Origin of the sequence: Flavobacterium mekongense (assembly GCF_047038255.1) — a bacterium.
GTDB lineage: Bacteria > Bacteroidota > Bacteroidia > Flavobacteriales > Flavobacteriaceae > Flavobacterium > Flavobacterium mekongense.
In genome coordinates this window covers 904,373-927,649 of sequence record NZ_CP174374.1, presented here as the reverse complement: position 1 = coordinate 927,649, position 23,277 = coordinate 904,373, and the positions used below count along the sequence as shown (strand labels likewise).

The window sequence follows — 23,277 nt, the reverse complement described above, 5'->3', positions numbered from 1 at the left end:
AAAATTGCAACCTAATTTTGAAAAGTTGCAACCCAATTGTATGCCTTTTAGACATAATTATAAGTTATACAATAGATTTTTACAAAACCTAGTATAAAACACATAAACCACTTGAAACATTGAGGAAAGTACATAAAAGAAAAATCCTAACCATTTCTGATTAGGATTTTGCTCCCCCTCTTGGGCTCGAACCAAGGACCCTCTGATTAACAGTCAGATGCTCTAACCAACTGAGCTAAGGAGGAAGATGTTATATCTTTTAAGCGGTTGCAAAGATAGAACGAATTTTATTTTTTGCAAATAAAAATGAATAAAATTTCAAAAAAAATTACTTGCCTACTATCGCTTTGTAAATATCATTTCCGTTGGCAAACAACAATAATGAAATAAGTAAAACAAAGCCAACCAATTGCGCTTTTTCCATGAACTTATCGCTTGGTTTTTTGCCGGAGATCATTTCGTATAATAAAAACATCACATGACCACCATCAAGTGCCGGAATCGGCAATAAATTCATTACACCTAACATGATTGACAATAAAGCAGTAATGCTCCAAAAGATTTCCCAACTCCAACTGTCCGGAAACACATTATAGATAGCGTGGAATCCTCCAACGCCTTTATAAGCTCCGGTGCTTGGATTAAAGATTAATTTGAGTTGTTTCCAATAGTTTTCCAATTGGGCAAAACCTTTGTCAATACCCACCGGTATAGATTCGAAGAAACCAAATGTTTCGGTATTGAATTGATAATACCCTAATTTCTCTAAGTTGGCTTCTGTGATTTCAGCCGGTGCTACACCAAGCTTGCCTTCTTGATTTACCGACAAGCTTACCGGTGTTTCTTTCCCGTTACGCATTACAATGGCCGAAACTTTTTTGCCTTTGTAAGCGGCGAACAAGGCTTTTGATTGGTCAAAATACTTTAACTGTTGCCCGTTAACGGATACAAAGATATCTTTGGGTTTGAGTTGCTCTTTATTGGGTGAGTCTTCCGCAAATCCGGCAACCACAAAAGGCAATCTTAAACCTATCAGCCCTTTTTTGTCCTGATCGATAAATTTTCCGATAAAATTGTTTGGTAAATTAATGGTCTTTTCTTGACCATTGCGGTTTACTACTACAGTTTTAGCCATCAACACCTCCATATTTACCGAAGGTTCAAACTTTTCAACCGGTTTGCCGTCAATGGCTACTAACTTATCTCCCGTTTGAATTCCGGCTTTTTCCAATTCTTGGTTGTGCACCCAAACGCCGTCTTTAACATTGCTGTTGTTGATGTATTTTTCTCCGTAGAAAAAGGTCATCCCGATGTAAATCAGAAAAGCCAAAATGAAATTTACCGTAACACCGCCCAACATAATAATCAATCGTTGCCAAGCCGGTTTAGAGCGAAATTCCCACGGTTGCGGTTCTTGCGCCATTTGCTCGGTATCCATACTCTCGTCTATCATCCCTGAGATTTTGACATAACCTCCTAAGGGCAACCAACCTATACCGTATTCGGTTTCGCCGATTTTCTTTTTTAATAAGGAATATTTGATGTCAAAAAACAAGTAGAACTTTTCGACTCTCGTTTTGAATAATTTGGCCGGAATAAAATGTCCTAATTCGTGTAGAATGATGAGTATTGATAAACTCAGTAAAAACTGAGAGAGCTTGATTGCAATTTCCATGTGTTAAACTGTCATTTCTTTTAAACGCACAAAAGTAAGGTTTTCACCTTACTCCTGCATATATTATTTGTATTTGGTTACTCTTTTATGAATTTTTTATGAATAGTGCCTTCAGCCGTGTGTATTTCAAGATAATGAACACCGGTTGATAGGCCGGTTATCACTATATCCAAGCTGTTATTGGTTAGCACTTTTTGCCCTAAACTGTTATAAACCACTACTTCATTCAAAACGATATTGTTCGGCATTTGGATGTGCAATTCGTCATGCCCGGGATTAGGATACAATACCACAGCTTCCTCTAATGAAAACACTTCATTGGTCAAAGTAACATTGGAATTCTTAGAAATTAAATGAACTTCGGGATCAAACTGAACTCCGGTAATTGTGAATGGAACGCTTTGAACAAACACTTGCCCATTGGTGGTATTGTTTAACACCAAATCTGCTGTTTGTCCGCCGGCACCGGTAATGCGAATAGGCACCGGCATCTCAAAATAGCTCACCGACGGATCGGATTGGGTTTGATTGATAACAAATCGGGCCTGACCCAAACCCCAGTTTTGAGCAGTAATGGTATAAGTTGGGTACCCTTGATTGTAAACCCAATCATTAAAAAACTCCGTTAAACTCTGACCATAAACGGCTTCTAAATGTGATTTCAAATCGGTGGTTACAGCATAATCGTAAGCCAGGTTGCTATCGGCTAAATAATTTCTGATGGCTTGAAAAAAAGCAGTGTCTCCCATTTTAAATCGTAACATCTCCAAAACCATCGCGCCTTTGTTGTAGCTTAATCTACTGCTGAAAATTCTGCCAACATCCGTTAATTGAGCATCCGTTAGGTATAGATTCCCAGTGGGACTGGATGTGATAAAATTAACCATACTGGCTTTTTGAGTCACAAAAGCATTCAATCCGTCAAAATTTTCAATCACTAAAGCCGACAAATAAGTGGCAAATCCTTCATTCAACCATATGTCTTTCCAGGTACCGCAAGTAATCTTATCTCCAAACCATTGGTGGGCCAATTCATGAGCAATCAACCCTCTGCTAAAACTTCCCATAAATGACACTGTAGTATGCTCCATACCACCGCCCCAACCAAATTGTGCATGTCCGTATTTTTCATTTCGGAAAGGATAAGACTCAAATAAGGTTTCGAACAAAGTCATAATAGGCAAAGTCTGAGCTAAAGAAGTTACTGCCGAAGCATAATTCTCAGGATAAATGTAATTTACAACCGGAAAAGTATTAGGAGCTGTCCCTGCTGTTTGGGTATATACTTGATAATTGGTTACTGCAAAAGCTATTAGATAAGCAGGAATAGGATACCCATGGCGAAAATGAGTTGTTTTGGTTCCATTCCCATTTACTACCTGTGTTTGCTCCATCCCATTGGCCACACTCACATACTGACTCGGAGCAGTGATGTAAACATCAATATTGTTAATCTTATCACTTAAGTCTTGTTTACACGGCCACCAATCTCTGGCTCCGTAAGGTTCTGACAAGGTCCACATTCCGGCTACCCCCGAGTGAACATTGATAGCAAAAGCTTCAAAGGCATTCTGAGGCGGTACTCCTGAGTAAATCATTTCAACAGTGGCTGCGTTTCCTGTAGCTAAAGTACTTGGCAATGTGATAACCAATTCGTTGTTCCCGTTTTGCACAAAACTCAAATTGGTTGTTCCCTGCTTTACAGAGGTAACCGCCAATTCATTGGCCAAATCAAAAGTCACAGTACTCATATCGGCCAAGGCGGTAAATGTAGTGGTTACTTTTCCGGCAATGAAATACACTGCTGGATCTACAGTAAGCTCCAGCTTATGATAGGTTACATCATAGTTAAGGGTATTGGCATTGGCTTGAAAATTAATGGTTCTTGAAGCCGACTTCCTTTCCAACTCAGCAATATTGTTGGTTTCTAAAACATCACTTTGGGCAAAAACCGAAGAAATTGTAAAAAAAACCAGTAAAAAGTAACTCTTTTTCATAGTAATTCGTTGAATTTCTGCGAATATAACAATAATTGCATTAAGCTGAGGATTGTTGCTTCATAAATTCAAACCGGTATACCTTTGACTATAATCGGTTTATGCCCTTAAGTTTTTGGGCAACCCAAAGGTTTTATCAAACATTTCATTAAATTTGCGTGCTTATAAAGAAAACCGACATGTTACAAATTAGTTACATCAGAGAAAATAAGGAAAAAGTGCTGGCCGCTTTAGCCAAAAGAAATATGGATGCTACCACTATCGTGCAAGAAGTCATCCAATTAGATGAAAACAGAAGAAACACGCAAGTAGCGCTCGATAATACCTTGGCGGAAGCCAACAAACTTTCCACGGCCATAGGCGAAATGATGAAGAACGGCGAAAAGGCCAAAGCCGAAATTTTGAAACAAAAAACGAGTCAACTCAAAGAAACCAGCAAGGAATTATCAGAGAAACTAGACAGTTATGCTAACGAGTTGTTGCAAAAAATGTACTTGTTGCCTAATACCCCAGCCGATTTAGTACCCCACGGTAAATCGGCCGACGACAATTTGAATGTGTTCCAGGAAGGTGAGATTCCGGTATTGCACGAAGGTGCTTTACCACACTGGGATTTGATTAAAAAATACGACATCATCGATTTCGAATTGGGCACCAAAATTACAGCACCGGGTTTTCCTGTTTATAAAGGTAAAGGTGCCAAATTGCAACGTGCTTTGATTTCCTATTTCTTGGATAAAAATACCGAAGCCGGTTACCAAGAATTTCAAGTACCTCATATGGTGAATGAAGCTTCAGCTTACGGAACCGGACAATTGCCGGATAAAGAAGGCCAAATGTACCACGATGCCAAAGACGATTTGTACTTGATTCCAACGGCCGAAGTTCCGGTAACCAACATTTACCGCGATGTAATTTTACAAGAAAAAGACCTGCCGATTTTGGCCACTGGTTACACGCCTTGTTTCCGCAGAGAAGCCGGTTCTTGGGGCGCTCACGTTCGTGGTTTGAACCGTTTGCACCAATTTGACAAAGTAGAGATTGTTCGTATAGAACATCCTGATAAATCCTATGAAGCCTTAGACGGCATGGTTGAACACGTAAAAACCCTATTGCAAGAATTAAAATTACCGTACCGCATTTTACGTTTGTGCGGCGGCGATATGGGATTTGCCTCAGCCATGACTTACGACTTTGAAGTGTTCTCTACAGCGCAAGACCGTTGGTTGGAAATTTCTTCTGTGTCTAACTTTGAAACCTACCAAGCCAATCGTTTGAAATTGCGTTTCAAAGGAAAAGACGGCAAAACCCAATTAGCGCATACCTTAAACGGAAGTTCATTGGCTTTGCCACGCGTTTTGGCCGGCATTATAGAAAATTACCAAACTCCGGAAGGCATTGTTATTCCGGAAGTGTTGCGACCGTACACCGGTTTCGACATCATTAACTAATTGCGTTAAACTTACCTAAACAATGTACTAAACGAACACAAAAAGTGTTACTTTAGTACATTGTTGTTTTACTGTAGTCATGAAAAAATTACTCACTGTTTTGTTGTTGTTCCTGTCGGTTTGGGCTGAGGCTCAAAACGAACAATTGGCGAACAATTACTTCGACCGTGGCGAATTTGAAAAGGCTTTGGTGAGTTATGAAGAATTGCTCAAAAGCCAGCAAGGCAACACAAACTACTTCCAAAGAGTGGTGGAATGTTACCAACAATTGCAACAATTTGACAAAGCCGAAAAAGCCCTGCAAGCCCGCTTAGATAAATACCGCCAAAGTACACTGCTGGTTGAATTAGGGTATAACTACCAACTGCAAAAAAACCAAGAAAAGGCCAACAAATATTACGACCAAGCCATAGACAAAATCAAAAAAAATGCACCCGAAGCTTACGGTATCGCCTATATTTTTGAAAGAAAGGCTTTGTTTGATTATGCGCTTTTGGCTTACAAAACAGCTTTGGAAACCGATCCGAAATTGAGTTTCAATTTTCAAATGGCGATGATTTACGGGCAAAAAGGTGAACCCGATTTGATGATAGAAACCTATTTGTTGGAAGCCTATCAAAATCCGCAAAACTTACCCATCATTCAAAATCAGTTGTCGCGATTTATGACCGAAGACGCCGATGCCAATTTTAACGACAGTTTAAAAAAAGCCTTGTTGTTACGAGCGCAAAAAACGCAAGAGGTATTTTGGAACGACTTTTTGAGCTGGTTTTTTGTCCAACAAAAAGAATACGGTAAAGCCTTTATCCAACAAAAAGCGATTTACAAAAGAAATCCGGATTCTTTCAGCAACATAGTGAATTTGGCTCAAATGGCTATCAGCGACAACGACCAAGCTTCGGCTTCGGAAATCTTGACTTTTGTGTTGGAAAATACCAACGATTTGGAATTGCTCATACAAGCACATTCTTATTTATTGGACATGAAAATCGAACGCGCCACGGCTAAAGATTATCCCGAAATCACAGCTACTTTAGACAAATTAATTAAAGAATTCGGCGTGAGTCCGTACACCTTAGAGTTGTTAGCGTTGGAAGCCGATTTTACCGCTTTCCACTTGAACAATCCTGAAAAAGCCAAAACCATTTTGAAAAACGCTATGGAAATGCCGGTGAATCGCTACCAAATGGCCGATTTAAAAATGCAATTGGCGGACATATTGTTGTTTGAAGAAAAATTCAACCAAGCCTTAATTTATTATTCACAAGTAAGTGAAGACATGAGCGGTGATGTTACCGGACAGGAAGCGCAACTCAAAACCGCCAAAACGAGCTACTATAAAGGCGATTTTGAATGGGCTTCGCACCAACTGAAAGTACTGAAGTCAGCTTCTACCCAACTGATTGCCAACGATGCTTTGGATTTGTTTTTACTCATCAGCGACAATACCGTAGAAGATTCGACCCAAGTGGCTTTGAAAAAATTAGCTCGAGCCGACTTTTTGTTGTATCAAAATAAAAAAACAGAAGCGTTGGCGCAGTTCCAACTCATTTTAAAAGAACACAAAGGCGAAACCATCGAACCAGTGACCTTACTTCGCATAGGAAAAACCTATGAAAAAATGGGTGATCTTACCAAAGCATTGGACCATTATGCCGACATCTTAAACAACCACAAAGATTGCATTTACCGCGATGAAGCACTCTACTACTCGGCTGAGATTTATAATGTAAATCTCAACGATGCCGAAAAAGCCAAGCCTTTATATGAAGAAATCATCTTTAAGCACGAAGACAGCATTTATTTTGTTGACTCGAGGAACAAATACCGAAAACTGCGCGGTGATACCAATTTATAAATAAGTAAACACTAATATTAAATCCTAATTCCTTAATCCTAATTCCCAAATAATCACATGATACTCTATAACGTTACCATCAATATACACGAAAGCGTGCACGACCAATGGATGCAATGGATGCAGGAAAAACACATTAACGACGTCTTAGCCACCGGAAAATTTTCGGCCGCGCGTATGGTAAAAGTTTTGGTAGAAGAAGAAATGGGCGGCACTACCTATTCCATTCAGTACACCACCGACAGCAAAGCCACTTTAGAACGCTACTATGAAGAAGATGCGCCCCGTTTGCGCGAAGAAGGACATCGTTTATTTGGCGATAAAATGCTGGCATTCAGAACGGAATTGGAATTGATAAGCGAACATTAACCCCGTTTTTGTCATTCCCGCGTAGGCGGGAATCTACAAATAAAAGCAGCTAGAATGCAGTCCTTTCGTCAATACTATGTTTATATTTTAGCCAACAAAAAGAATGGCACGTTATATATTGGCGTAACTAATAGTATTGAAAGAAGAATTGATGAACACAAAAAAAAGCTAAACCCAAACTGTTTTACAGCAAAATATGATGTAAAATTGTTGGTTTATTATGAAACATTCCAATATATAAACGATGCCATTGATAGAGAAAAACAACTCAAAAAATGGAATCGTCAATGGAAAATAAACTTGATTGAAGGAGAAAATAAAGATTGGAAAGATCTCTCTGAAAATTGGAATAATTAACAATGGATTCCCGCCTGCGCGGGAATGACAAAAGAGTATCCATGAGCCAAGTTAAAGCCAAAAAACACCTCGGGCAACACTTCCTAACGGATGAAAGCATTGCCAAAGACATAGCCGATACCTTAGGGTTAAAAGGCTACGATAACGTATTGGAAATCGGTCCGGGTATGGGCGTGCTGACCAAGTATCTGTTAGAGAAACCTATCACCACTTACGTCATCGAAATCGATACGGAATCGGTGGATTACCTCAATGCTCACTATCCTAAATTACACGGAAAAATTATTTCTAAAGACTTTTTAAAGTACAACATCAACGAAGTGTTTCAAGGCAAAGCATTCGCCATTACCGGTAACTTTCCTTATAATATTTCGTCGCAAATTGTCTTTAAGTGTTTGGAGTTGCGCCACCAAGTACCCGAATTCACCGGCATGTTTCAAAAGGAAGTCGCCGAACGCATTTGTGAAAAGAAAGGCAGCAAAACTTACGGTATTTTATCCGTTTTGGTGCAAGCTTTTTACGAGGCCGAGTATTTATTTACAGTACACGAACATGTTTTCAATCCGCCGCCAAAAGTAAAATCGGGGGTTTTGCGTTTACGCCGAAAAGCCGATTTCACCTTGCCTTGCAGTGAAAAGTTATTTTTCTCGGTGGTAAAAACCGGGTTCCAACAACGTCGAAAAACACTTCGAAATAGTCTAAAATCCTTTAATTTGGCGGATAATTTAAAAGAAGATAGTATCTTTGACCTCCGTCCGGAACAACTCAGTGTTGAGCAATTTATTGAACTCACCCAAAAAATAGAAGCCAATGCAGTTTAAAATCAGCAAAGAACTTTTAGCACAAATTGAGCAACTCATCCACTCCCAAAAAGACTCGGAGTTGGAAGCTTTGCTTAACGACCTGCATCATGCTGATATTGCTGAGATTTTCGAAGAATTGGAAATCGCAGAGGCTACCTATATTTTCAAAATTTTAGACAGCGAAATTACCGCGGAAATCTTACCGGAATTGGAAGACGATTTGCGCGAAAAAATCCTCCAAGGTCTCTCGGCTAAAGAAATTGCCGAAGAGTTGGATGAGTTAGATACCGATGACGCCGCCGACATTATAGCCGAACTTTCCCAAAGTAAAAAAGAAGAAGTAATCTCGGAGTTAGAAGACGTCGAGCACGCCAAAGACATCGTCGATTTGTTGCGCTACGACGAAGACACTGCCGGAGGTTTAATGGGTAAAGAGTTGGTGAAAGTCAACGAAAACTGGAACGTACTGACTTGTGTGAAAGAAATGCGCATCCAGGCGGAAAATGTGACTCGCGTACACTCGATTTATGTAGTGGACGATGAAAACCGATTGAAAGGGCGTTTGTCTTTAAAAGACTTGTTAACCACTTCCACCAAAACACCAATTAGTCAGGTGTATATCAAAAAAGTGGATTACGTTCGCGTTGATACACCAAATACGGATGTGGCACGTATCATGCAGAAATACGACTTGGAAGCCATACCTGTGGTGGATGAAATGGGCCGATTGATGGGTAGAATTACCATTGATGATATCGTAGATGTAATTAAGGATGAAGCCGATAAAGATTACCAGTTGGCAGCGGGTATCTCGCAAGACGTAGAGGCCGATGACAGCATTATTGAACTTACCAAAGCGCGCTTGCCTTGGTTGGTTTTAGCCCTTTTAGGCGGATTTATTTCGGTGGAAATGTTAGGGCTTTTTGAAGGCGCCATGAAAGAGCACTACAAATTATTTTTCTTTACACCACTTATCGCCGCGATGGCCGGAAATGTTGGGGTACAATCTTCTGCTATTATTGTACAAGGTTTGGCCAATCAATCTATCAGCGGGTCTATCTTTAACCGTTTGCTGAAAGAGATTTCGTTGAGTTTGTTGAACGGTGTAATCTTGGCCTCCATCTTATTCCTGGGCAGTCACTTTTTATTGGGTGTAGAAACCACTATCGGACTAATTGTTACAGTAGCTTTGGTTTCTGTAATTATCATTGCCTCCCTAATCGGGACTTCAATTCCTTTGTTACTCAACAAATTCGGCATCGATCCGGCTTTAGCCACCGGGCCATTCATTACGACCAGCAATGACATTTGCGGGATATTGATTTACTTTTCGATTGCGAAATTAATCCTTGGATTTTAAAATAAAAAAAACCTCTCAAGTATTGAGAGGTTTTCTTTTAGTACCCGGAGTGGGAATCGAACCCACACTCCTAAGAACACGAGTTTGAGTCGTGCGCGTCTACCAATTCCGCCATCCGGGCATTTCCAAATTCGGATGAAATTTAGTTAATTTTTAAAAAAATTAATTAAAGTTATGCCATCCGGGCAATAGACTTTTGGTGTTTTGTGGGTGCAAATGTAAATAATTTTTTCACATATCCTCAAAAAAATAGACAAAAAAATGCTTTCAGACTCGGATTTAATTTCTAAATTTGCACCGCGTTACAGCAACACACAACTAACTAACTACATCCGAGAGGTTTATGCTTACCGGCTTTTGGGATAGCCCACAGCAAAAAAGCGGTAACTTATCGGAACTAAACAACAAATTACAATGTCGCATTTAGAACCCGAAGCAAAGATATTTGCCTGTTCCCAAAGCGTCTACTTGGCCGAACAAATAGCTAAAAACTATGGTGTGCCGCTGGGTAAAGTTACGTTCTCAAAATATAGTGATGGCGAGTTTCAGCCTTCGTTTGAAGAATCCATAAGAGGATTACGCGTTTTTATTGTTTGCTCTACTTTTCCGAGTGCCGACAATTTAATGGAGCTGTTGTTGATGATTGATGCCGCTAAGCGCGCTTCAGCCCGACACATTACTCCGGTAATTCCGTACTTTGGATGGGCCAGACAAGACCGTAAAGACAAACCTCGTGTGCCGATTGGCGCCAAGTTAGTGGCCAAATTATTGGAAACTGCCGGTGCTACCCGCATCATGACGATGGATTTACATGCTGATCAAATTCAGGGTTTCTTTGAAAAACCGGTAGATCATTTGTTTGCTTCGACTATCTTTTTACCGTATGTAAAAAGCTTGCAGTTGGACAACCTAACAATTGCTTCACCCGATATGGGCGGTTCTAAAAGAGCCTATGCCTATTCTAAATTCTTAGAATCGGATGTGGTGATTTGTTACAAGCAACGCAAAGCGGCTAATGTAATTGACACCATGGAGTTGATTGGAGAGGTCAAAGGCAGAAATGTGATTTTGGTAGACGACATGATCGACACCGGAGGCACCTTAGCCAAAGCAGCCGATTTGATGATAGAAAAAGGCGCTTTGAGTGTTAGAGCGATTTGTACCCACGCTATACTTTCAGGAGAAGCGTATGAAAAAATTGAGCAGTCTAAGTTATCAGAATTGATTGTCACCGATTCTATTCCATTGAAGAAGGAATCGAACAAAATAAAGGTGGTGAGTTGTGCACCGCTCTTCGCCGAAGTAATGCACATGGTGCAACACAACAATTCCATCAGTGGAAAATTTTTAATGTGACCGAGCGTTAAGAAACAGTCCTGTGGACTGTTTTAGTGAAGGGGCAAGGCGGCGGGTTGGCCGAGAAAGGCAAAAACTTTGAATAAATAATTTTGAAGTTTAGCAGAAGATTGCGTTAAGGATTGGAGCAAGTACCTTGTACTGCGGAAAGCCTGACCCGAAGGGAAACGCCCACCCGAGCCCAAAAGGCGAACGGAGCGAAGCTAAATGATTATCGGAAAGTCCGACAACTGACAACCGATAACCGACAATGAATTTTTTATTTATTAACTATATATTTTTACAATGAAATCGATTACGATTAAAGGACAAGAAAGAGAAAGCGTAGGCAAAAAAGCTACTAAGGCCTTACGTGATGCTGGAATGGTCCCTTGCGTTATTTACGGAGGAGAACAACCAGTACATTTTGCAGCAGAAGACAAAGCATTTAAAGGATTGGTTTACACTCCAAACGCACACACTGTTGTAGTTGATTTGAACGGAAAAACTACCAATGTTATCCTTCAAGACATTCAGTTCCACCCGGTGACTGACAAAATTTTACACATTGATTTCTTCCAGTTGAATGACAACAAAGAAATCATCATGGAAGTTCCTGTGAAAATTACAGGTACCTCACCAGGGGTTTTATTAGGAGGTGACTTGCGTTTGAACCAAAGAAGATTAAAAGTGAAAGCTTTACCTAAAAATCTTCCTGATTTTGTGGAGGCTAACATCTCTGAATTGCAAATGGGTAACAAATTGTACGTTACCAAATTGGAGACTAACAACTTCAAATTGATGCATCCGGACAACACTGTGGTTTGTCAAGTGAAGATTTCACGTGCCGCTATGAAAGCCGCTCAAGAAGCAGCCAAAGCAGCCAAAGCTCCGGCAAAAGGAAAGAAAAAATAATTTATTTCCAAGTTATATTGAAAGCCTCGTTGAAAAACGGGGCTTTTTTTATTTAGAAGCGCATGTAAAATCGCTGTTCTTTGCTACGAATTACACAAATTAGCACAAATTAAATTCGTGGAAATTAGTGTAATTCGTGGCTAAAAAATTCACATTACTCAAGCAACGAAAGCGATAAATTAGTTTAATTTTGCTCCCATGAAATGGTTAACTAAACTCTTTGCCGGTAAACCCAAGGAGCACAATACAAATATGAAAAAATACCTTATCGTTGGTTTAGGAAATATCGGGGCTGAATATGTAAATACCCGTCACAATATTGGTTTTAAAATTGTAGACTTTGTAGCCCAACAGCAAGGCTTGTCATTTGAAACCGCCAAATTGGGTGCTATAGCCGAGTACAGCGTTAAAGGCAGAAAACTGATTTTACTTAAGCCTAATACTTATATGAACCTCAGCGGGAAAGCCGTGCATTATTGGATGGAGAAAGAAAACATTCCTAAAGAAAATGTATTGGTAATTACTGACGACTTAAACCTGCCTTTCGGCACAATCCGCATCAAAGGCAAAGGCAGCGATGGCGGTCATAATGGATTAAAAAACATCCAATTGCTGCTGAACACTACCGAATATCCGCGCTTTCGTTTCGGCATCAGCGACCAGTTTAAAAAAGGCCAACAAGTAGACTATGTGTTGGGCGAATGGAATGAAGAAGAAAAAGCCAAACTACCGGAGCGCTACGAAGTAGCCAAGCAAATCATAGAATCATTTGCTTTAGCCGGCTTAAACAACACCATGAATAGTTTTAACGGAAAATAAAAAAGGGAACCTGATTAGGCTCCCTTTTTTTATGAGTTTAGCGTAGTTTACTCTACGGCAATTCGCTTAACAATTTTGTTTACCCCGTCGGAAACAGAAACCAAATAGATTCCGGTTTGCGCGTTGCTTAATTGTATATTCTCATTGAAAGCCCCTTCATTGCTGTAGCTGTTTTCAAATATTTTTCTTCCTCTCATATCAAAAACAGATACTTCAATATCTGAAGCAGCTGCGTTAGAAAACTGCAAGGTAAAGTTACCGTTGTTCGGGTTAGGGAAGATTCTGAAATCTGTTAAAGCATTCTCTGGAGTACTCAACGTTGCAGTAGTCGAACAAATCTCGATTGACCAGTTTCCTATAGAACCTGTATCCCCATTATAGTTGTCATTAGCTAATAATGACCAAGTACCGTTCATTGGTTTTCCGTTGTAAGCTGACAAGGCTGAAGCAGGAGCAAATGTTCCTGTTAAGTTAGCTGCACAAACAATGGCCGGAGAAGCATCGTTAAATAAAACGTTGAATCCGGTGGTAACTTGATTACAATTTCTGTTCAACAAGCCAACTTGTGTTCCGTCGGGATGGTTCATCGCTACAATCAAATCCCAGAAATAAGTATGAGTACCCGCTACAGTAACATTCACATCTGTAATGGTTCCTGTATTTGTTACATTGATTGTTTTTTGTACTGTAGCCCCCGGAAGATTAGCTCCAGTTCCATCAGGAATAGATAGCGCAGTGTTGTTAGAATAAGTATTACAAGTTGATGTAAAAGTATACCCTAAAGCAATGTTTTTAGATACGGCATAGAAAATATTCCCAACCGCTTCAATCATAATTCTACAGTTTGGCGCCGGTGTAGTAGGCAATGTAATCGCTTGAGTACCGTCGTTTGGCGTATTTGAAACCAATGTCGTAAAAGTGGCACCACCATCGGTAGAAAACAAAATATTTACGTTGGCGGTATTGATCCCGTTACCGGTAGTACCGGCCACATTCCAGGTAACGGTTTGTGTGGACCCAGGATTCCATGAAACGTTATCTACATTTGGATTGGTAATGGCAAAAGGTGCACCACCGTTAAACACCGTAACAGTCATAAGGCCAGTATTGGTTTGTCCGCCACCAGCTACATTATCTCTTACGGTAAGGGAGAAGTTTAAAGTTCTGGCTACTGATGATGTGGTTTCCCAAGTTGTCACCAATTCACCATTCAGCACATTTTGGAATGGTGGCATAAATCGTACCGGTGAAGCACTTGGCACTCTGGATCTCCAGTTAGGACCGTTTGTTTTGGTTGGCGAAGGGAAGGTTGATGTTCCGCCCACTGTGGTGGCATCATCATTTTGTTCCCAGCAATAGGTTAAATTTTGACCCGGCGTATCAGATGCTGTACCTGTTAATTTGAAAGCTGTACTGATAGGAATTACATAGTTGGCTCCAGCGGACACGGTTGGTCTTGGGTTAGTTGCCGCGATGTTAGTTGATATAGGACAAGTTTTACCCGATAAATTGGTTTGAATTTGCAAAATACTTCTGTAAGTATAATAATCATTGGAATTGCTTTGCATGTCTGTACCGCCTCCGCCAATACCGGCATAAGCCATGATGGTAGATCCGCTTCCCGGCTCAACGTTTACAGCATTGTTTTCTGTAGTATGGGTAAAGGTGTGGTTGGCTCCCATTTGGTGACCCATTTCGTGCGCTACATAGTCAATATCAAAAGTATCTCCCATTGGCACCCCATCGGATGGTGAAGTATAACCACTTCCCTTAACACCGTTTACACAAACACAGCCGATGCAACCTGCAAACCCTCCGCCTCCGGTAGACCCAAATAAATGGCCAATATCATAATTAGACTCCCCGATTACACTGGTCAAAGTATTTTGCAGTTCGGAACTCCAACCTCCCATGTTGCTGTAAGGATCAGTACCGCCATTAGTGTAAATTACAGCTGTATTGTTCGCAATTATGATCAATTTTACAGCCAAATCTCTTTCAAAAACACCGTTACAACGGGTCATGGTAGCGTTCATGGCAGCTAAAGCTCCGGCAGCCCCTCCGTGATAAGTTCCGTATTCACCTGTACAAGACAAAGCCAAACGCATAGTTCTGTACACTTGGTCATTCGATTGTACTTGGTTGTTGATTCCTTGACGCAATCCGTTAGCCATAGCCACATCTTCTGTTGAACAAACAAAAGGCAAAGACGATTTAGTTCTGGTTTTTGAGTCGAAAACCACATAAACCGAACGGTCTTTGGTAAAAGGCTCAATAAACTCAGACCCATTGTCGGCTCTGAAAACCATAGTTTGAATTCCTTGCGGAGAGAAACTTAAGTTCAGTAATGCTGTTGGATCAGTAACTCCTTTTCCAACATAAGCTCTGATTTCAGGAAACTGAGCTTGTAATTCAGGAGCAAAGTTAGAAGATTCCCAAATCAAGAAAGACTCAAACTTTCCTTGAGTATTTGGCAATTGGATTTCAACACCGGCTTGTCCTGAAGCTCTTTCAGCAACATTGACTAATGTTTGTTTGAATTGTTCAGCATTAAATAGCAACAATTTCTGATTAGCAGAGTAAGTAGTTTCTCTGATTTTTTCTGCGGTAATTACTTTATCACTGCTCAATACTTGCCAAGGATTGTTTCTTTGAGCGGAAACCCCTGACATTGAGGCGATAAAAATTACTAAAAGTAAAATTCTTTTCATTGTGGATTGGTTAAATAAAACGTTGCCAAATATAGTTATCTTTCAACAATTTACAAAGATTAGTGACGATTTTGCGTCTTTTAACTCCCATTTTTAACAAACTCATCATAAATTGACTTAATAATTGTAGTTCTTCATTTACTACTATTATCTACGAGAAAATTATCATAATTGGTTTGTAAAACTTATTTTTGCGCCAATATCTTTAATGTACAGTTGAAAATAATCCACTCCATACCATCTTTTAGAGCCGAAAAACCTACCATAGTTACCATAGGTACGTTTGATGGTGTGCATTTGGGGCATCAAAAAATAATAGCCCAAATCACTGCTGCAGCCATAGAAAATCAATGTGATAGTTTGGTGTTGACTTTTTTTCCGCATCCCAGAATGGTTTTGCAGGAAGGAACCGAGATGAAACAGCTCAATACCATTGAAGAAAAAACCAAGCTTTTGGAGCGCTTGGGCGTTGATCATTTGGTGATTCATCCCTTTGACAAAACCTTTTCCCGAATGACTGCTGAGGAATTTGTTAAAGAAGTTTTGGTGGATACTTTTCAGTTGAAAAAAATCATTATAGGCTATGACCACCGTTTTGGGAGAAACAGAACGGCCGACATTAACGACCTGATTGCTTTTGGGGAAACTTACGGCTTTGAAGTGGCTCAAATTTCAGCAGAAGAACTCAACGATGTTTCTATCAGTTCCACCAAAATCAGAACGGCGCTCAATGAAGGCAACATTACACTGGCCAACAACTTCTTAGGCTATGCTTATTCTCTAACCGGTGAAGTGGTCAAAGGTCAACAATTGGGTAGAACCATAGGCTACCCGACAGCCAACCTTTTAATCAAAGAAGACTATAAACTTATTCCGCAAAACGGGGTTTATGTGGTACAAACTGACATTCAGGGTCAAACGGTTTTCGGCATGATGAACATCGGCAACCGACCAACCGTAGACGGCACAACCCAAACTATTGAAGTTCATTTGTTGGATTTCCATCAAGAGCTTTACGGTCAAATCCTCAGTGTTTCCCTTTTAAAACGCTTAAGAAACGAGCAAAAATTCCCATCGCTCGACGCTTTGAAATCTCAGTTACTCAAAGACAAAAGTGACACCATTTCTTTCTTGGAATCCATAAAATAACCCTAAAATTATTGTTGCTTTTCGGGACTCTTGTTGACCAATCAAAACCAAGAAGGTTCCATACAGTTAACCAAATTAATTCCGTCCTTTTGTTGGAAGCAAAATTGTAACTTAAAGACAAATTGCCTACTTTTGGTGCAATATAAATTAGCACCTATGAGTATTACCAAACACAATTGGACTAAAGAAGAAATTATCGCTATATACAATAAACCTTTGATGGACTTGCTTTACGAAGCTGCCTCTGTCCACAGAGAACATCACGACCCAAATGTGGTACAAGTTTCCACTTTACTTTCCATCAAAACCGGTGGTTGCCCTGAAGATTGTGGTTATTGTCCTCAAGCAGCGCGTTACCATACCAATATTGAAGGTAACGATTTGATGACGGTAAGCCAAGTTAAAGCACAAGCTTTAAGAGCCAAATCCAATGGTTCTTCCAGGGTTTGTATGGGCGCAGCTTGGCGTAACGTAAAAGACGGCGAAGAATTTGATCAGGTTTTGGAAATGGTTAGAACCATCAACAAACTCGATATGGAAGTATGTTGTACCTTGGGAATGCTAACCGAAAACCAAGCCAAGCGTTTGGCAGAAGCCGGCTTGTATGCCTACAACCACAACTTAGACACCTCTGAAGATTATTATAAAGAAGTGATTTCAACCCGCGGTTTTGAAGACCGTTTGCAAACCATAGAAAATGTTCGTAAAACCAATGTTACCGTTTGTAGCGGCGGCATCATCGGAATGGGAGAAAGTATAGAAGACAGAGCCGGAATGTTAGTAGCCCTGTCTACTTTAAACCCACAACCGGAGTCGGTGCCGATTAATGCTTTAGTAGCGGTTGAAGGTACCCCAATGGAAAACGAAAAACCGGTTGAAATTTGGGAAATGATTCGTATGGTAGCCACTACCCGTATAGTAATGCCGGAAACCCAAGTGCGTTTGTCTGCCGGAAGAACTGAAATGTCTCGCGAAGGTCAAGCGATGTGTTTCTTTGCCGGAGCAAATTCTATTTTTGCCGGAGACAAATTATTAACCACTCCGAATCCGGATGTAAATGAAGACATGAAAATGTTTGAAATGTTAGGATTACAACCTCAAAAACCCTTCATCAAAATCATGCAACCTAAAACAGTAGAAGCCGAAGATTCTCAATACAAACCTTTGGGAGAAAAACCAAAATGGTCGCGTCCGGGCCACGTAATCGAACGCAACTTAGAGGCTTCAACTAAAGGAAAATAAGTTAACATAATCCTAAAGATTTATATTTTATAAACCTTTTCATAACTTTGCTCTCGGTATTTTTAGCCGGGAGTTTTTTTTATCTTTTACTTGAACAGTCTATGTCTTTAACACTTACAGAAATTGAACGCGTAAAAACGATTTCAAAAGAGGATTTTTACAACTTGTATGTAAAAAAACAAAAACCGGTAGTGGTCGAACAGCTAACTGCTGATTGGCCGGCCTATGAAAAATGGAATTTGGAATACATTAAAAATGTAGCCGGAGAGAAGACCGTTCCGCTTTATGATGACCGCCCGGTTTCTCACAAAGATGGTTTCAATGAAGCCCACGCCCAAATGAAAATGAGTGATTACATCGACTTGTTGAATGCCAAACCGACCAATTATCGTATTTTCTTGTACAATTTAATGAAAGAAGTGCCTGTCTTAAAAAACGATTTCAAGTGGCCTGATATAGGTTTACGATTGGTCAAACAACTACCGATGCTCTTTTTTGGCGGAGAAAACTCTAAAGTGTTTATGCACTTCGATATAGACTATTCCAATATTTTACACTTTCATTTTCATGGTAAAAAGCGTTGTATTCTTTTTGCTCCCGATCAAACGCCTTATTTGTATAAAGTACCACATGCACTGATTTCAAGAGAAGATATCGATTTTGACAATCCTGATTTTAACCAATGGCCGGCACTGCAAAAAGCGCATGGCTTGGTCACCGATTTAAAGCATGGTGAAATGCTTTATATGCCTGAGGGTTATTGGCATTATATGAAATATGTCACTCCGGGATTTTCCATGAGTTTAAGAGCATTCCCTCGAAGTTTAGGCAATTTGTCTAAAGCCGCTTATAACGTATTCATCATGCGTCATTTTGACAATCTGATGCGCCGATGGAAAGGACAAAAATGGATTGATTACAAAAACGAACAAGCCATTATTAACACCAACAGAAACATAAAAAAAGCAGCCTAAAGCTGCTTTTTATTGTACTATAACCTTTCTGGATTCAGTGACACCATTTTCAAAAGTAACCTTAACAATTAACGTTTGTTGGCTACGAATAGGTGCTGTTTGATAAGTAGTTCGATGAATATCTTTAACAGATAATAAGCTTCTGCCTAACAGGTCGTATACCGTTACCGAAACTATATTTTCGCGAGCGCTGAACAAAGTCAGCTGTTGGTTTTGTGAAGACATCACCCAATCAACACCCTCGGAAAAATCGGAATTCCCTAATGTTTGGTTGGTGAAACGCAATATGAATCGGGTATTAAAAGTACCGGTTTGTGTTGTAAAGGTATAAGACGCCGTTTTTAAATTTTGTATGGTGTTGAGCAAGGTATCTTCTAAATAAACCCCTTGCATATTGGCAAATATACCGTCGAAATTTTCTAAACTGATGGTAAATTGTCCTGCCAAATTTGAGGTATACCCTAAAGGAATGCTGTCATTTTCGTCAAACGGTAAAGCCCTTCCTTGTATGGCTAAAGATTGGTTTTGACAAAGCGAATAGAAGTTGATGACATTCCCTGCATTCAAAGTAGTCCCGTCAAAATCTCTGTCGATTTCATTGGTAGCATTTTGAATATACCCAATCAAAGTTTGCTTGAATGCTCCTTGTGTATTGGTCAGATTAAGCCAAACACGACTGCGTTCCAAGCCACTCCCCGACTCAACCGCATTTTGGTTTCGGAAAAACTCTTCATTGTTTCCTGCTACCCTCATAGTGTTGTTGAACGTGGCATTTCCGTTGGCCAAGCCTTGTACAAAGAAACCTTGTCCGGAAGCTATTTTTCCGGAAGGGACCGTATTATTAACCCCAATGTTAGCTGCCGCTGTTCCTATTCCGCCTAATAAATTATAAACTGCATAATCATTGGCAGCATATACGTTGTTGGCAAAAGCCGTATTATGAGTCCACAAATAAATTGTCCCACCAATCAAACCTACGTTTGAAGAAAAGCTCAAAAACAAATCTGCATCTATAGCTGAAGCATACGGATTCCCAATCAAGTTCCAGGTACTGGTTCCTACCGCAATAGGTGTTTGGATAAATCCATTATTGTTGCTTCCGTAAAACTGACCATCATAAGTAGTTGGGGTAGCCGTGAATGATTCCGGTGAACGAATGATGTATCCTTTCCCCGGAGACATTACAGTAGACCCTATAGTATATTGCCAATTCCCGGTGGTTGGGTTAAAGGCATAAAAACGATCCGGTGAGGTTTGAGGTGACAAACCGGTTAGGGTTTGCCCGCCCACCGGTGAAGACCAATAAGTATAGTCATAGAGTTTCATCGGTGAGGTTGTTCTTCTTACGGTTAGGTTACCCGAATTTACCGCAAAGTCATTTCGTTGTACCAAACTACCTGAACTTTCAATTAAAATAGTACCACTACTTTCTAAATCACTCTCAATGATGGCGTAAGTAGCAGGATCAATGGTTAAAGTTTTTCCCGAGTTGATTTGGCATTTACACCCCAATAAATTTCCGTGCGTTCCGGTATTGTAATCGGCATCTAAAATCGCTTTTATTCCGGAAGTAGGCTGACCATTGCTCCATGATGTACCATCCCAAGTTGAGGTTAACTCCTTTCTGCCAAATAAGGTTACGTTATCTACCGTCCAAATCTCTTGAGCTGAATTGGTTACCAATGTAATTCTTACTGATAAGTTTGCCACTTTAGGAAGATTGGACAATACTATAGTGCTATAACCTTCAGTTGTTTGGTAATTGATAGTTGACGGTGCTAAAGTAGGGGCGAATATAGTAGCGGCATTAAAACCGGTATAATTTTTACTAGCTGTTCCGATACCGGCAGTATAATCCCAAACCGAATTGGTTAATCCTTGTACCTGAACTTCATTTGACCAAGTAGCGCCATTGTTAGTGCTTACGGCAACCACCACTCTATCGGTATTGTCCATTCCGTTAGAAACCACTGAAGAAAAAGCTGCCAATCTGATATTCAATTCCACATCACTAAAGGTTGTAGTGTTGATATTAGACATGGTCAGAACTCCTGTTCCTCCGGCAGTTTGTAACGCAGAAGCGCCTAAAAAACGATTGGTTAAACCACTATCACCGGATACAGCAAAACCAACTCCGGTAGTTAATGAGGCTGAAGCACCTGTTAAAGTATATCCCCAGGTAGGTGTTGCCGGTGTGGTTTCAAAATCTTGTATGGCAATGGTTTCTCTCGCTCCAAAATCACAACCGGTATAATTCAAACCATAACCGCTGATGGCAAAAGTATAGGGGTTTTCATTAAGGTCATTGTTTACAATGCTTACCATTGCATTTCTTATTCCAATAGCCGAAGGGTCAAATCTGATGGCAAATGTAGTCATATCTCCAACAGCTAATGGACTTGTAGGCAATGAGATAACGGTATAATCGGAAGCTGCTGCACCCGAAATGGTTATGGCTCCGATATTCAGAACTGCTGTCCCGCTGTTTTGTATGGTAAATACCCTGTCTATTGTCCCTGAAGTTACATTGATATAATCAAAAAACGTATCGTTCACAAAAGTCGGTATAGTACTGCCACTGGCAATAGGCTGTCCGTTACCGAATATATCGGCTTCAGGCGTAATTCCGGTACCTTGAATCAAAAAGTTATAAGGGTTTTCATTACTATCGTTATTAGCAATAGATACTATAGCCGTCCTGATTCCGGGAGCTGTTGGGTTAAAATTAATCGAGAAAGTCCTGAAAGAACCCGGAATAATCAACCCTGAAGTAGGTGTAGTAACCAAAGTAAAATCCCCGGGATTGGCACCGCTAATGGTTACATACGGACTCGGGTCGGTTAACTGCAAGGTAAAGGTTCCTGTATTTCTGATTCTGAAGTCCTTGGTTTGTGTGGTAACCCCAATGGTTTGTGGATCAAACAAAGTATTATTCCCTAAAGACGGTATCAAACTACCATCAATAATGGTTCCTGTTCCTCCGGTATGCCCTACCATGTCAATCTCGGGTACCGGATCAAAACCATATCCTTGTATGTGGAAAACATAAGGGTTTTCATTAGCATCGTCGCTAACTATATTTACTATAGCTCTCCTGAGTCCGGCTGCGCTCGGATCAAAAACTATTGTGAGTTGTTTGAAACTTATAATACCCCCTGAAACCGGATCTATGGCTCCGGCCGGATCTGTTCCTGCCGGTAAAATGGTAAAATCTCCCGGATGCAAACCTGTAATGGTAACCGTACCGGTGGTTAAAGTAGCGCCTCCTAAATTTTGAATTTCAAAAGTTCGTGAAACAGTAGTATTTAAAGTTGACGTTGGTGAAGCTGCACTCGAGAACTGAGTTCCGTCCACTATACTCGGTGTGGTATCGTTGTGAAGAATGGTTGTAGCAAAACAAGTCACATTAATCTCAGGAGCCGGTGTTCCATAAGTTCCTATTACTCTGATATCATCCAAACCAAACTCATCGCTGCTACCTGTACCACTTATTTCCTCACTACTCCATCTTAAGTAATACAATGCTCCCGGCGGAATATTCAACCCTGTGATAATAATTGAGCGTGAAGGCGACAATCCTATACTAACCCATTCTAAGGCATCAGCCGTCTCCGGAGAAGCATAGTCCAAGAGTGCTTCGTCTTGAAAAACGATGTTATCCGCAGAATGTGAAAAATTAAAAGTACTCGATTTGTTTCCGTCATTGCGAACAAACAAGTTATAATCTACCTGAAGTTGGGTGATACTACTGGAGCCGTTGTTTTTTATTCTGAGGGTAATAGAACCGGGAGAAAACTCCGTTCCTGAAGGTTGAACCATTAATGCGGGATTGGCTACAGAACCCGGCAACTCGGTAAATGCATAAATTCCGTGACTAACAACCGCACCGGTAACCGAACCCCTACCAAAAGCATCTACTGTTTGAGTGCCTCCAAATCCTAAAGTTCCAAAACTGAAACCTTTGATGTCCCAAGCATTGGAATTCAGTCTTCCTGCTACTGTAGGATTGGGAGAAAAACCTGCTCCGGTATAAGCCGTACTTGGATTAGTTCCGGCAGTTGTGGGCATGGTATTGGAAAAATTGAGTAAAACAGAAGGTGCAGCATTAGTGATGGAGACTTGTCCAAAAATGAATACCGGTAAAATCAACAACAAGAACAGAAAAACTCTTGCTTGGCCATTCTTTGAAATCCGTATTGTTGTACTCATTCGTTAGTTGTATCGCTTTAAATAGATTCACAAAATAAACATTTTCAACTTAT

General features: G+C 40.3%; 16 protein-coding genes and 2 tRNA genes. 12 read left to right on the top strand and 6 right to left on the bottom strand.

What is annotated here, in order from left to right:
- Window positions 1–171 precede the first annotated feature (171 nt).
- The 3 genes from ACJG85_RS03905 to ACJG85_RS03895 form a co-directional block, all read right to left on the bottom strand.
- Window positions 172–245 (bottom strand) — tRNA-Asn (locus ACJG85_RS03905).
- Window positions 246–328: 83 nt separating this feature from the next.
- Window positions 329–1,675 carry an RIP metalloprotease RseP gene (gene rseP / locus ACJG85_RS03900; RefSeq protein ID WP_412464909.1) on the bottom strand — a complete coding sequence of 449 codons (1,347 nt, stop codon included), beginning with the start codon at window positions 1,673–1,675 and terminating at the stop codon, window positions 329–331.
- A 77-nt stretch (window positions 1,676–1,752) separates the two neighbouring features.
- On the bottom strand, window positions 1,753–3,672 hold the full coding sequence (locus ACJG85_RS03895; protein ID WP_412476971.1) for a M1 family aminopeptidase: 1,920 nt from the start codon (window positions 3,670–3,672) through the stop codon (window positions 1,753–1,755).
- Window positions 3,673–3,851: 179 nt separating this feature from the next.
- On the opposite strand from ACJG85_RS03895, the gene serS reads away from it, so the two are divergent.
- From serS to mgtE, 6 genes are all read left to right on the top strand, one after another.
- Complete coding sequence (gene serS, locus ACJG85_RS03890; RefSeq protein ID WP_412476970.1) at window positions 3,852–5,123, top strand: serine--tRNA ligase; 1,272 nt, start codon at window positions 3,852–3,854, stop codon at window positions 5,121–5,123.
- A gap of 79 nt (window positions 5,124–5,202) precedes the next feature.
- Window positions 5,203–6,981 (top strand): tetratricopeptide repeat protein, encoded by a 1,779-nt coding sequence (locus ACJG85_RS03885; RefSeq protein WP_412476969.1) that lies wholly within the window; start codon window positions 5,203–5,205, stop codon window positions 6,979–6,981.
- Between the two features lie 57 nt (window positions 6,982–7,038).
- Window positions 7,039–7,350 carry a DUF4286 family protein gene (locus ACJG85_RS03880; RefSeq protein WP_412464906.1) on the top strand — a complete coding sequence of 104 codons (312 nt, stop codon included), beginning with the start codon at window positions 7,039–7,041 and terminating at the stop codon, window positions 7,348–7,350.
- 54 nt (window positions 7,351–7,404) lie between these two features.
- The gene (locus ACJG85_RS03875) at window positions 7,405–7,707 is read left to right on the top strand and encodes a GIY-YIG nuclease family protein (RefSeq protein ID WP_324689270.1); all 303 of its coding nucleotides are present in this window, start codon (window positions 7,405–7,407) and stop codon (window positions 7,705–7,707) included.
- Window positions 7,708–7,748: 41 nt separating this feature from the next.
- Window positions 7,749–8,528: a 16S rRNA (adenine(1518)-N(6)/adenine(1519)-N(6))-dimethyltransferase RsmA gene (gene rsmA, locus ACJG85_RS03870; protein ID WP_412476968.1), complete on the top strand. Its 780-nt coding sequence runs from the start codon at window positions 7,749–7,751 to the stop codon at window positions 8,526–8,528.
- On the top strand, window positions 8,518–9,870 hold the full coding sequence (gene mgtE, locus ACJG85_RS03865; protein WP_409675728.1) for a magnesium transporter: 1,353 nt from the start codon (window positions 8,518–8,520) through the stop codon (window positions 9,868–9,870). Before rsmA ends, mgtE begins: the two co-directional genes overlap by 11 nt.
- Window positions 9,871–9,911: 41 nt before the next feature.
- On the opposite strand, the gene ACJG85_RS03860 is transcribed toward mgtE, so the two are convergent.
- Window positions 9,912–9,991: transfer RNA gene (locus ACJG85_RS03860), tRNA-Leu, on the bottom strand.
- A gap of 293 nt (window positions 9,992–10,284) precedes the next feature.
- Here ACJG85_RS03860 and ACJG85_RS03855 point away from each other — a divergent pair.
- The 3 genes from ACJG85_RS03855 (at window position 10,285) to pth (ending at window position 12,939) form a co-directional block, all read left to right on the top strand.
- Window positions 10,285–11,226, top strand: coding sequence for a ribose-phosphate pyrophosphokinase (locus ACJG85_RS03855; RefSeq protein ID WP_412464905.1), 942 nt, complete (start codon window positions 10,285–10,287; stop codon window positions 11,224–11,226).
- Window positions 11,227–11,511: 285 nt separating this feature from the next.
- Window positions 11,512–12,120 carry a 50S ribosomal protein L25/general stress protein Ctc gene (locus ACJG85_RS03850; RefSeq protein ID WP_409675722.1) on the top strand — a complete coding sequence of 203 codons (609 nt, stop codon included), beginning with the start codon at window positions 11,512–11,514 and terminating at the stop codon, window positions 12,118–12,120.
- A gap of 198 nt (window positions 12,121–12,318) precedes the next feature.
- Window positions 12,319–12,939: an aminoacyl-tRNA hydrolase gene (pth, locus tag ACJG85_RS03845; RefSeq protein ID WP_409675719.1), complete on the top strand. Its 621-nt coding sequence runs from the start codon at window positions 12,319–12,321 to the stop codon at window positions 12,937–12,939.
- 47 nt (window positions 12,940–12,986) lie between these two features.
- On the opposite strand, the gene ACJG85_RS03840 is transcribed toward pth, so the two are convergent.
- A complete protein-coding gene (locus tag ACJG85_RS03840) occupies window positions 12,987–15,650 on the bottom strand; it encodes a reprolysin-like metallopeptidase (RefSeq protein WP_412476967.1) in 2,664 nt (887 codons plus the stop codon).
- A gap of 216 nt (window positions 15,651–15,866) precedes the next feature.
- Between ACJG85_RS03840 and ACJG85_RS03835 the strand changes: the two genes are divergently transcribed.
- The 3 genes from ACJG85_RS03835 (at window position 15,867) to ACJG85_RS03825 (ending at window position 19,015) form a co-directional block, all read left to right on the top strand.
- Entirely contained in the window at window positions 15,867–16,799 is a 933-nt protein-coding gene (locus tag ACJG85_RS03835; protein ID WP_409675713.1) for a bifunctional riboflavin kinase/FAD synthetase, read from the top strand.
- A gap of 156 nt (window positions 16,800–16,955) precedes the next feature.
- Window positions 16,956–18,041 (top strand): biotin synthase BioB, encoded by a 1,086-nt coding sequence (gene bioB, locus ACJG85_RS03830; protein WP_409675710.1) that lies wholly within the window; start codon window positions 16,956–16,958, stop codon window positions 18,039–18,041.
- Between the two features lie 101 nt (window positions 18,042–18,142).
- A complete protein-coding gene (locus tag ACJG85_RS03825; RefSeq protein ID WP_409675707.1) occupies window positions 18,143–19,015 on the top strand; it encodes a cupin-like domain-containing protein in 873 nt (290 codons plus the stop codon).
- Between the two features lie 9 nt (window positions 19,016–19,024).
- On the opposite strand, the gene ACJG85_RS03820 is transcribed toward ACJG85_RS03825, so the two are convergent.
- The gene (locus ACJG85_RS03820) at window positions 19,025–23,224 is read right to left on the bottom strand and encodes a choice-of-anchor D domain-containing protein (RefSeq protein WP_412476966.1); all 4,200 of its coding nucleotides are present in this window, start codon (window positions 23,222–23,224) and stop codon (window positions 19,025–19,027) included.
- Window positions 23,225–23,277: the final 53 nt, after the last annotated feature.

Excerpts from the sequence above, each read along its gene's own strand:
- rseP (WP_412464909.1), bottom strand. The coding sequence starts at position 1,675 with ATGGAAATTGCAATCAAGCTCTCTCAGTTTTTACTGAGTTTATCAATA.
- serS (WP_412476970.1), top strand. The coding sequence starts at position 3,852 with ATGTTACAAATTAGTTACATCAGAGAAAATAAGGAAAAAGTGCTGGCC.
- ACJG85_RS03885 (WP_412476969.1), top strand. The coding sequence starts at position 5,203 with ATGAAAAAATTACTCACTGTTTTGTTGTTGTTCCTGTCGGTTTGGGCT.
- ACJG85_RS03850 (WP_409675722.1), top strand. The coding sequence starts at position 11,512 with ATGAAATCGATTACGATTAAAGGACAAGAAAGAGAAAGCGTAGGCAAA.
- rsmA (WP_412476968.1), top strand. The coding sequence starts at position 7,749 with ATGAGCCAAGTTAAAGCCAAAAAACACCTCGGGCAACACTTCCTAACG.
- ACJG85_RS03895 (WP_412476971.1), bottom strand. The coding sequence starts at position 3,672 with ATGAAAAAGAGTTACTTTTTACTGGTTTTTTTTACAATTTCTTCGGTT.
- ACJG85_RS03875 (WP_324689270.1), top strand. The coding sequence starts at position 7,405 with ATGCAGTCCTTTCGTCAATACTATGTTTATATTTTAGCCAACAAAAAG.
- ACJG85_RS03825 (WP_409675707.1), top strand. The coding sequence starts at position 18,143 with ATGTCTTTAACACTTACAGAAATTGAACGCGTAAAAACGATTTCAAAA.
- ACJG85_RS03855 (WP_412464905.1), top strand. The coding sequence starts at position 10,285 with ATGTCGCATTTAGAACCCGAAGCAAAGATATTTGCCTGTTCCCAAAGC.
- ACJG85_RS03880 (WP_412464906.1), top strand. The coding sequence starts at position 7,039 with ATGATACTCTATAACGTTACCATCAATATACACGAAAGCGTGCACGAC.
- mgtE (WP_409675728.1), top strand. The coding sequence starts at position 8,518 with ATGCAGTTTAAAATCAGCAAAGAACTTTTAGCACAAATTGAGCAACTC.
- ACJG85_RS03840 (WP_412476967.1), bottom strand. The coding sequence starts at position 15,650 with ATGAAAAGAATTTTACTTTTAGTAATTTTTATCGCCTCAATGTCAGGG.
- ACJG85_RS03820 (WP_412476966.1), bottom strand. The coding sequence starts at position 23,224 with ATGAGTACAACAATACGGATTTCAAAGAATGGCCAAGCAAGAGTTTTT.
- bioB (WP_409675710.1), top strand. The coding sequence starts at position 16,956 with ATGAGTATTACCAAACACAATTGGACTAAAGAAGAAATTATCGCTATA.
- pth (WP_409675719.1), top strand. The coding sequence starts at position 12,319 with ATGAAATGGTTAACTAAACTCTTTGCCGGTAAACCCAAGGAGCACAAT.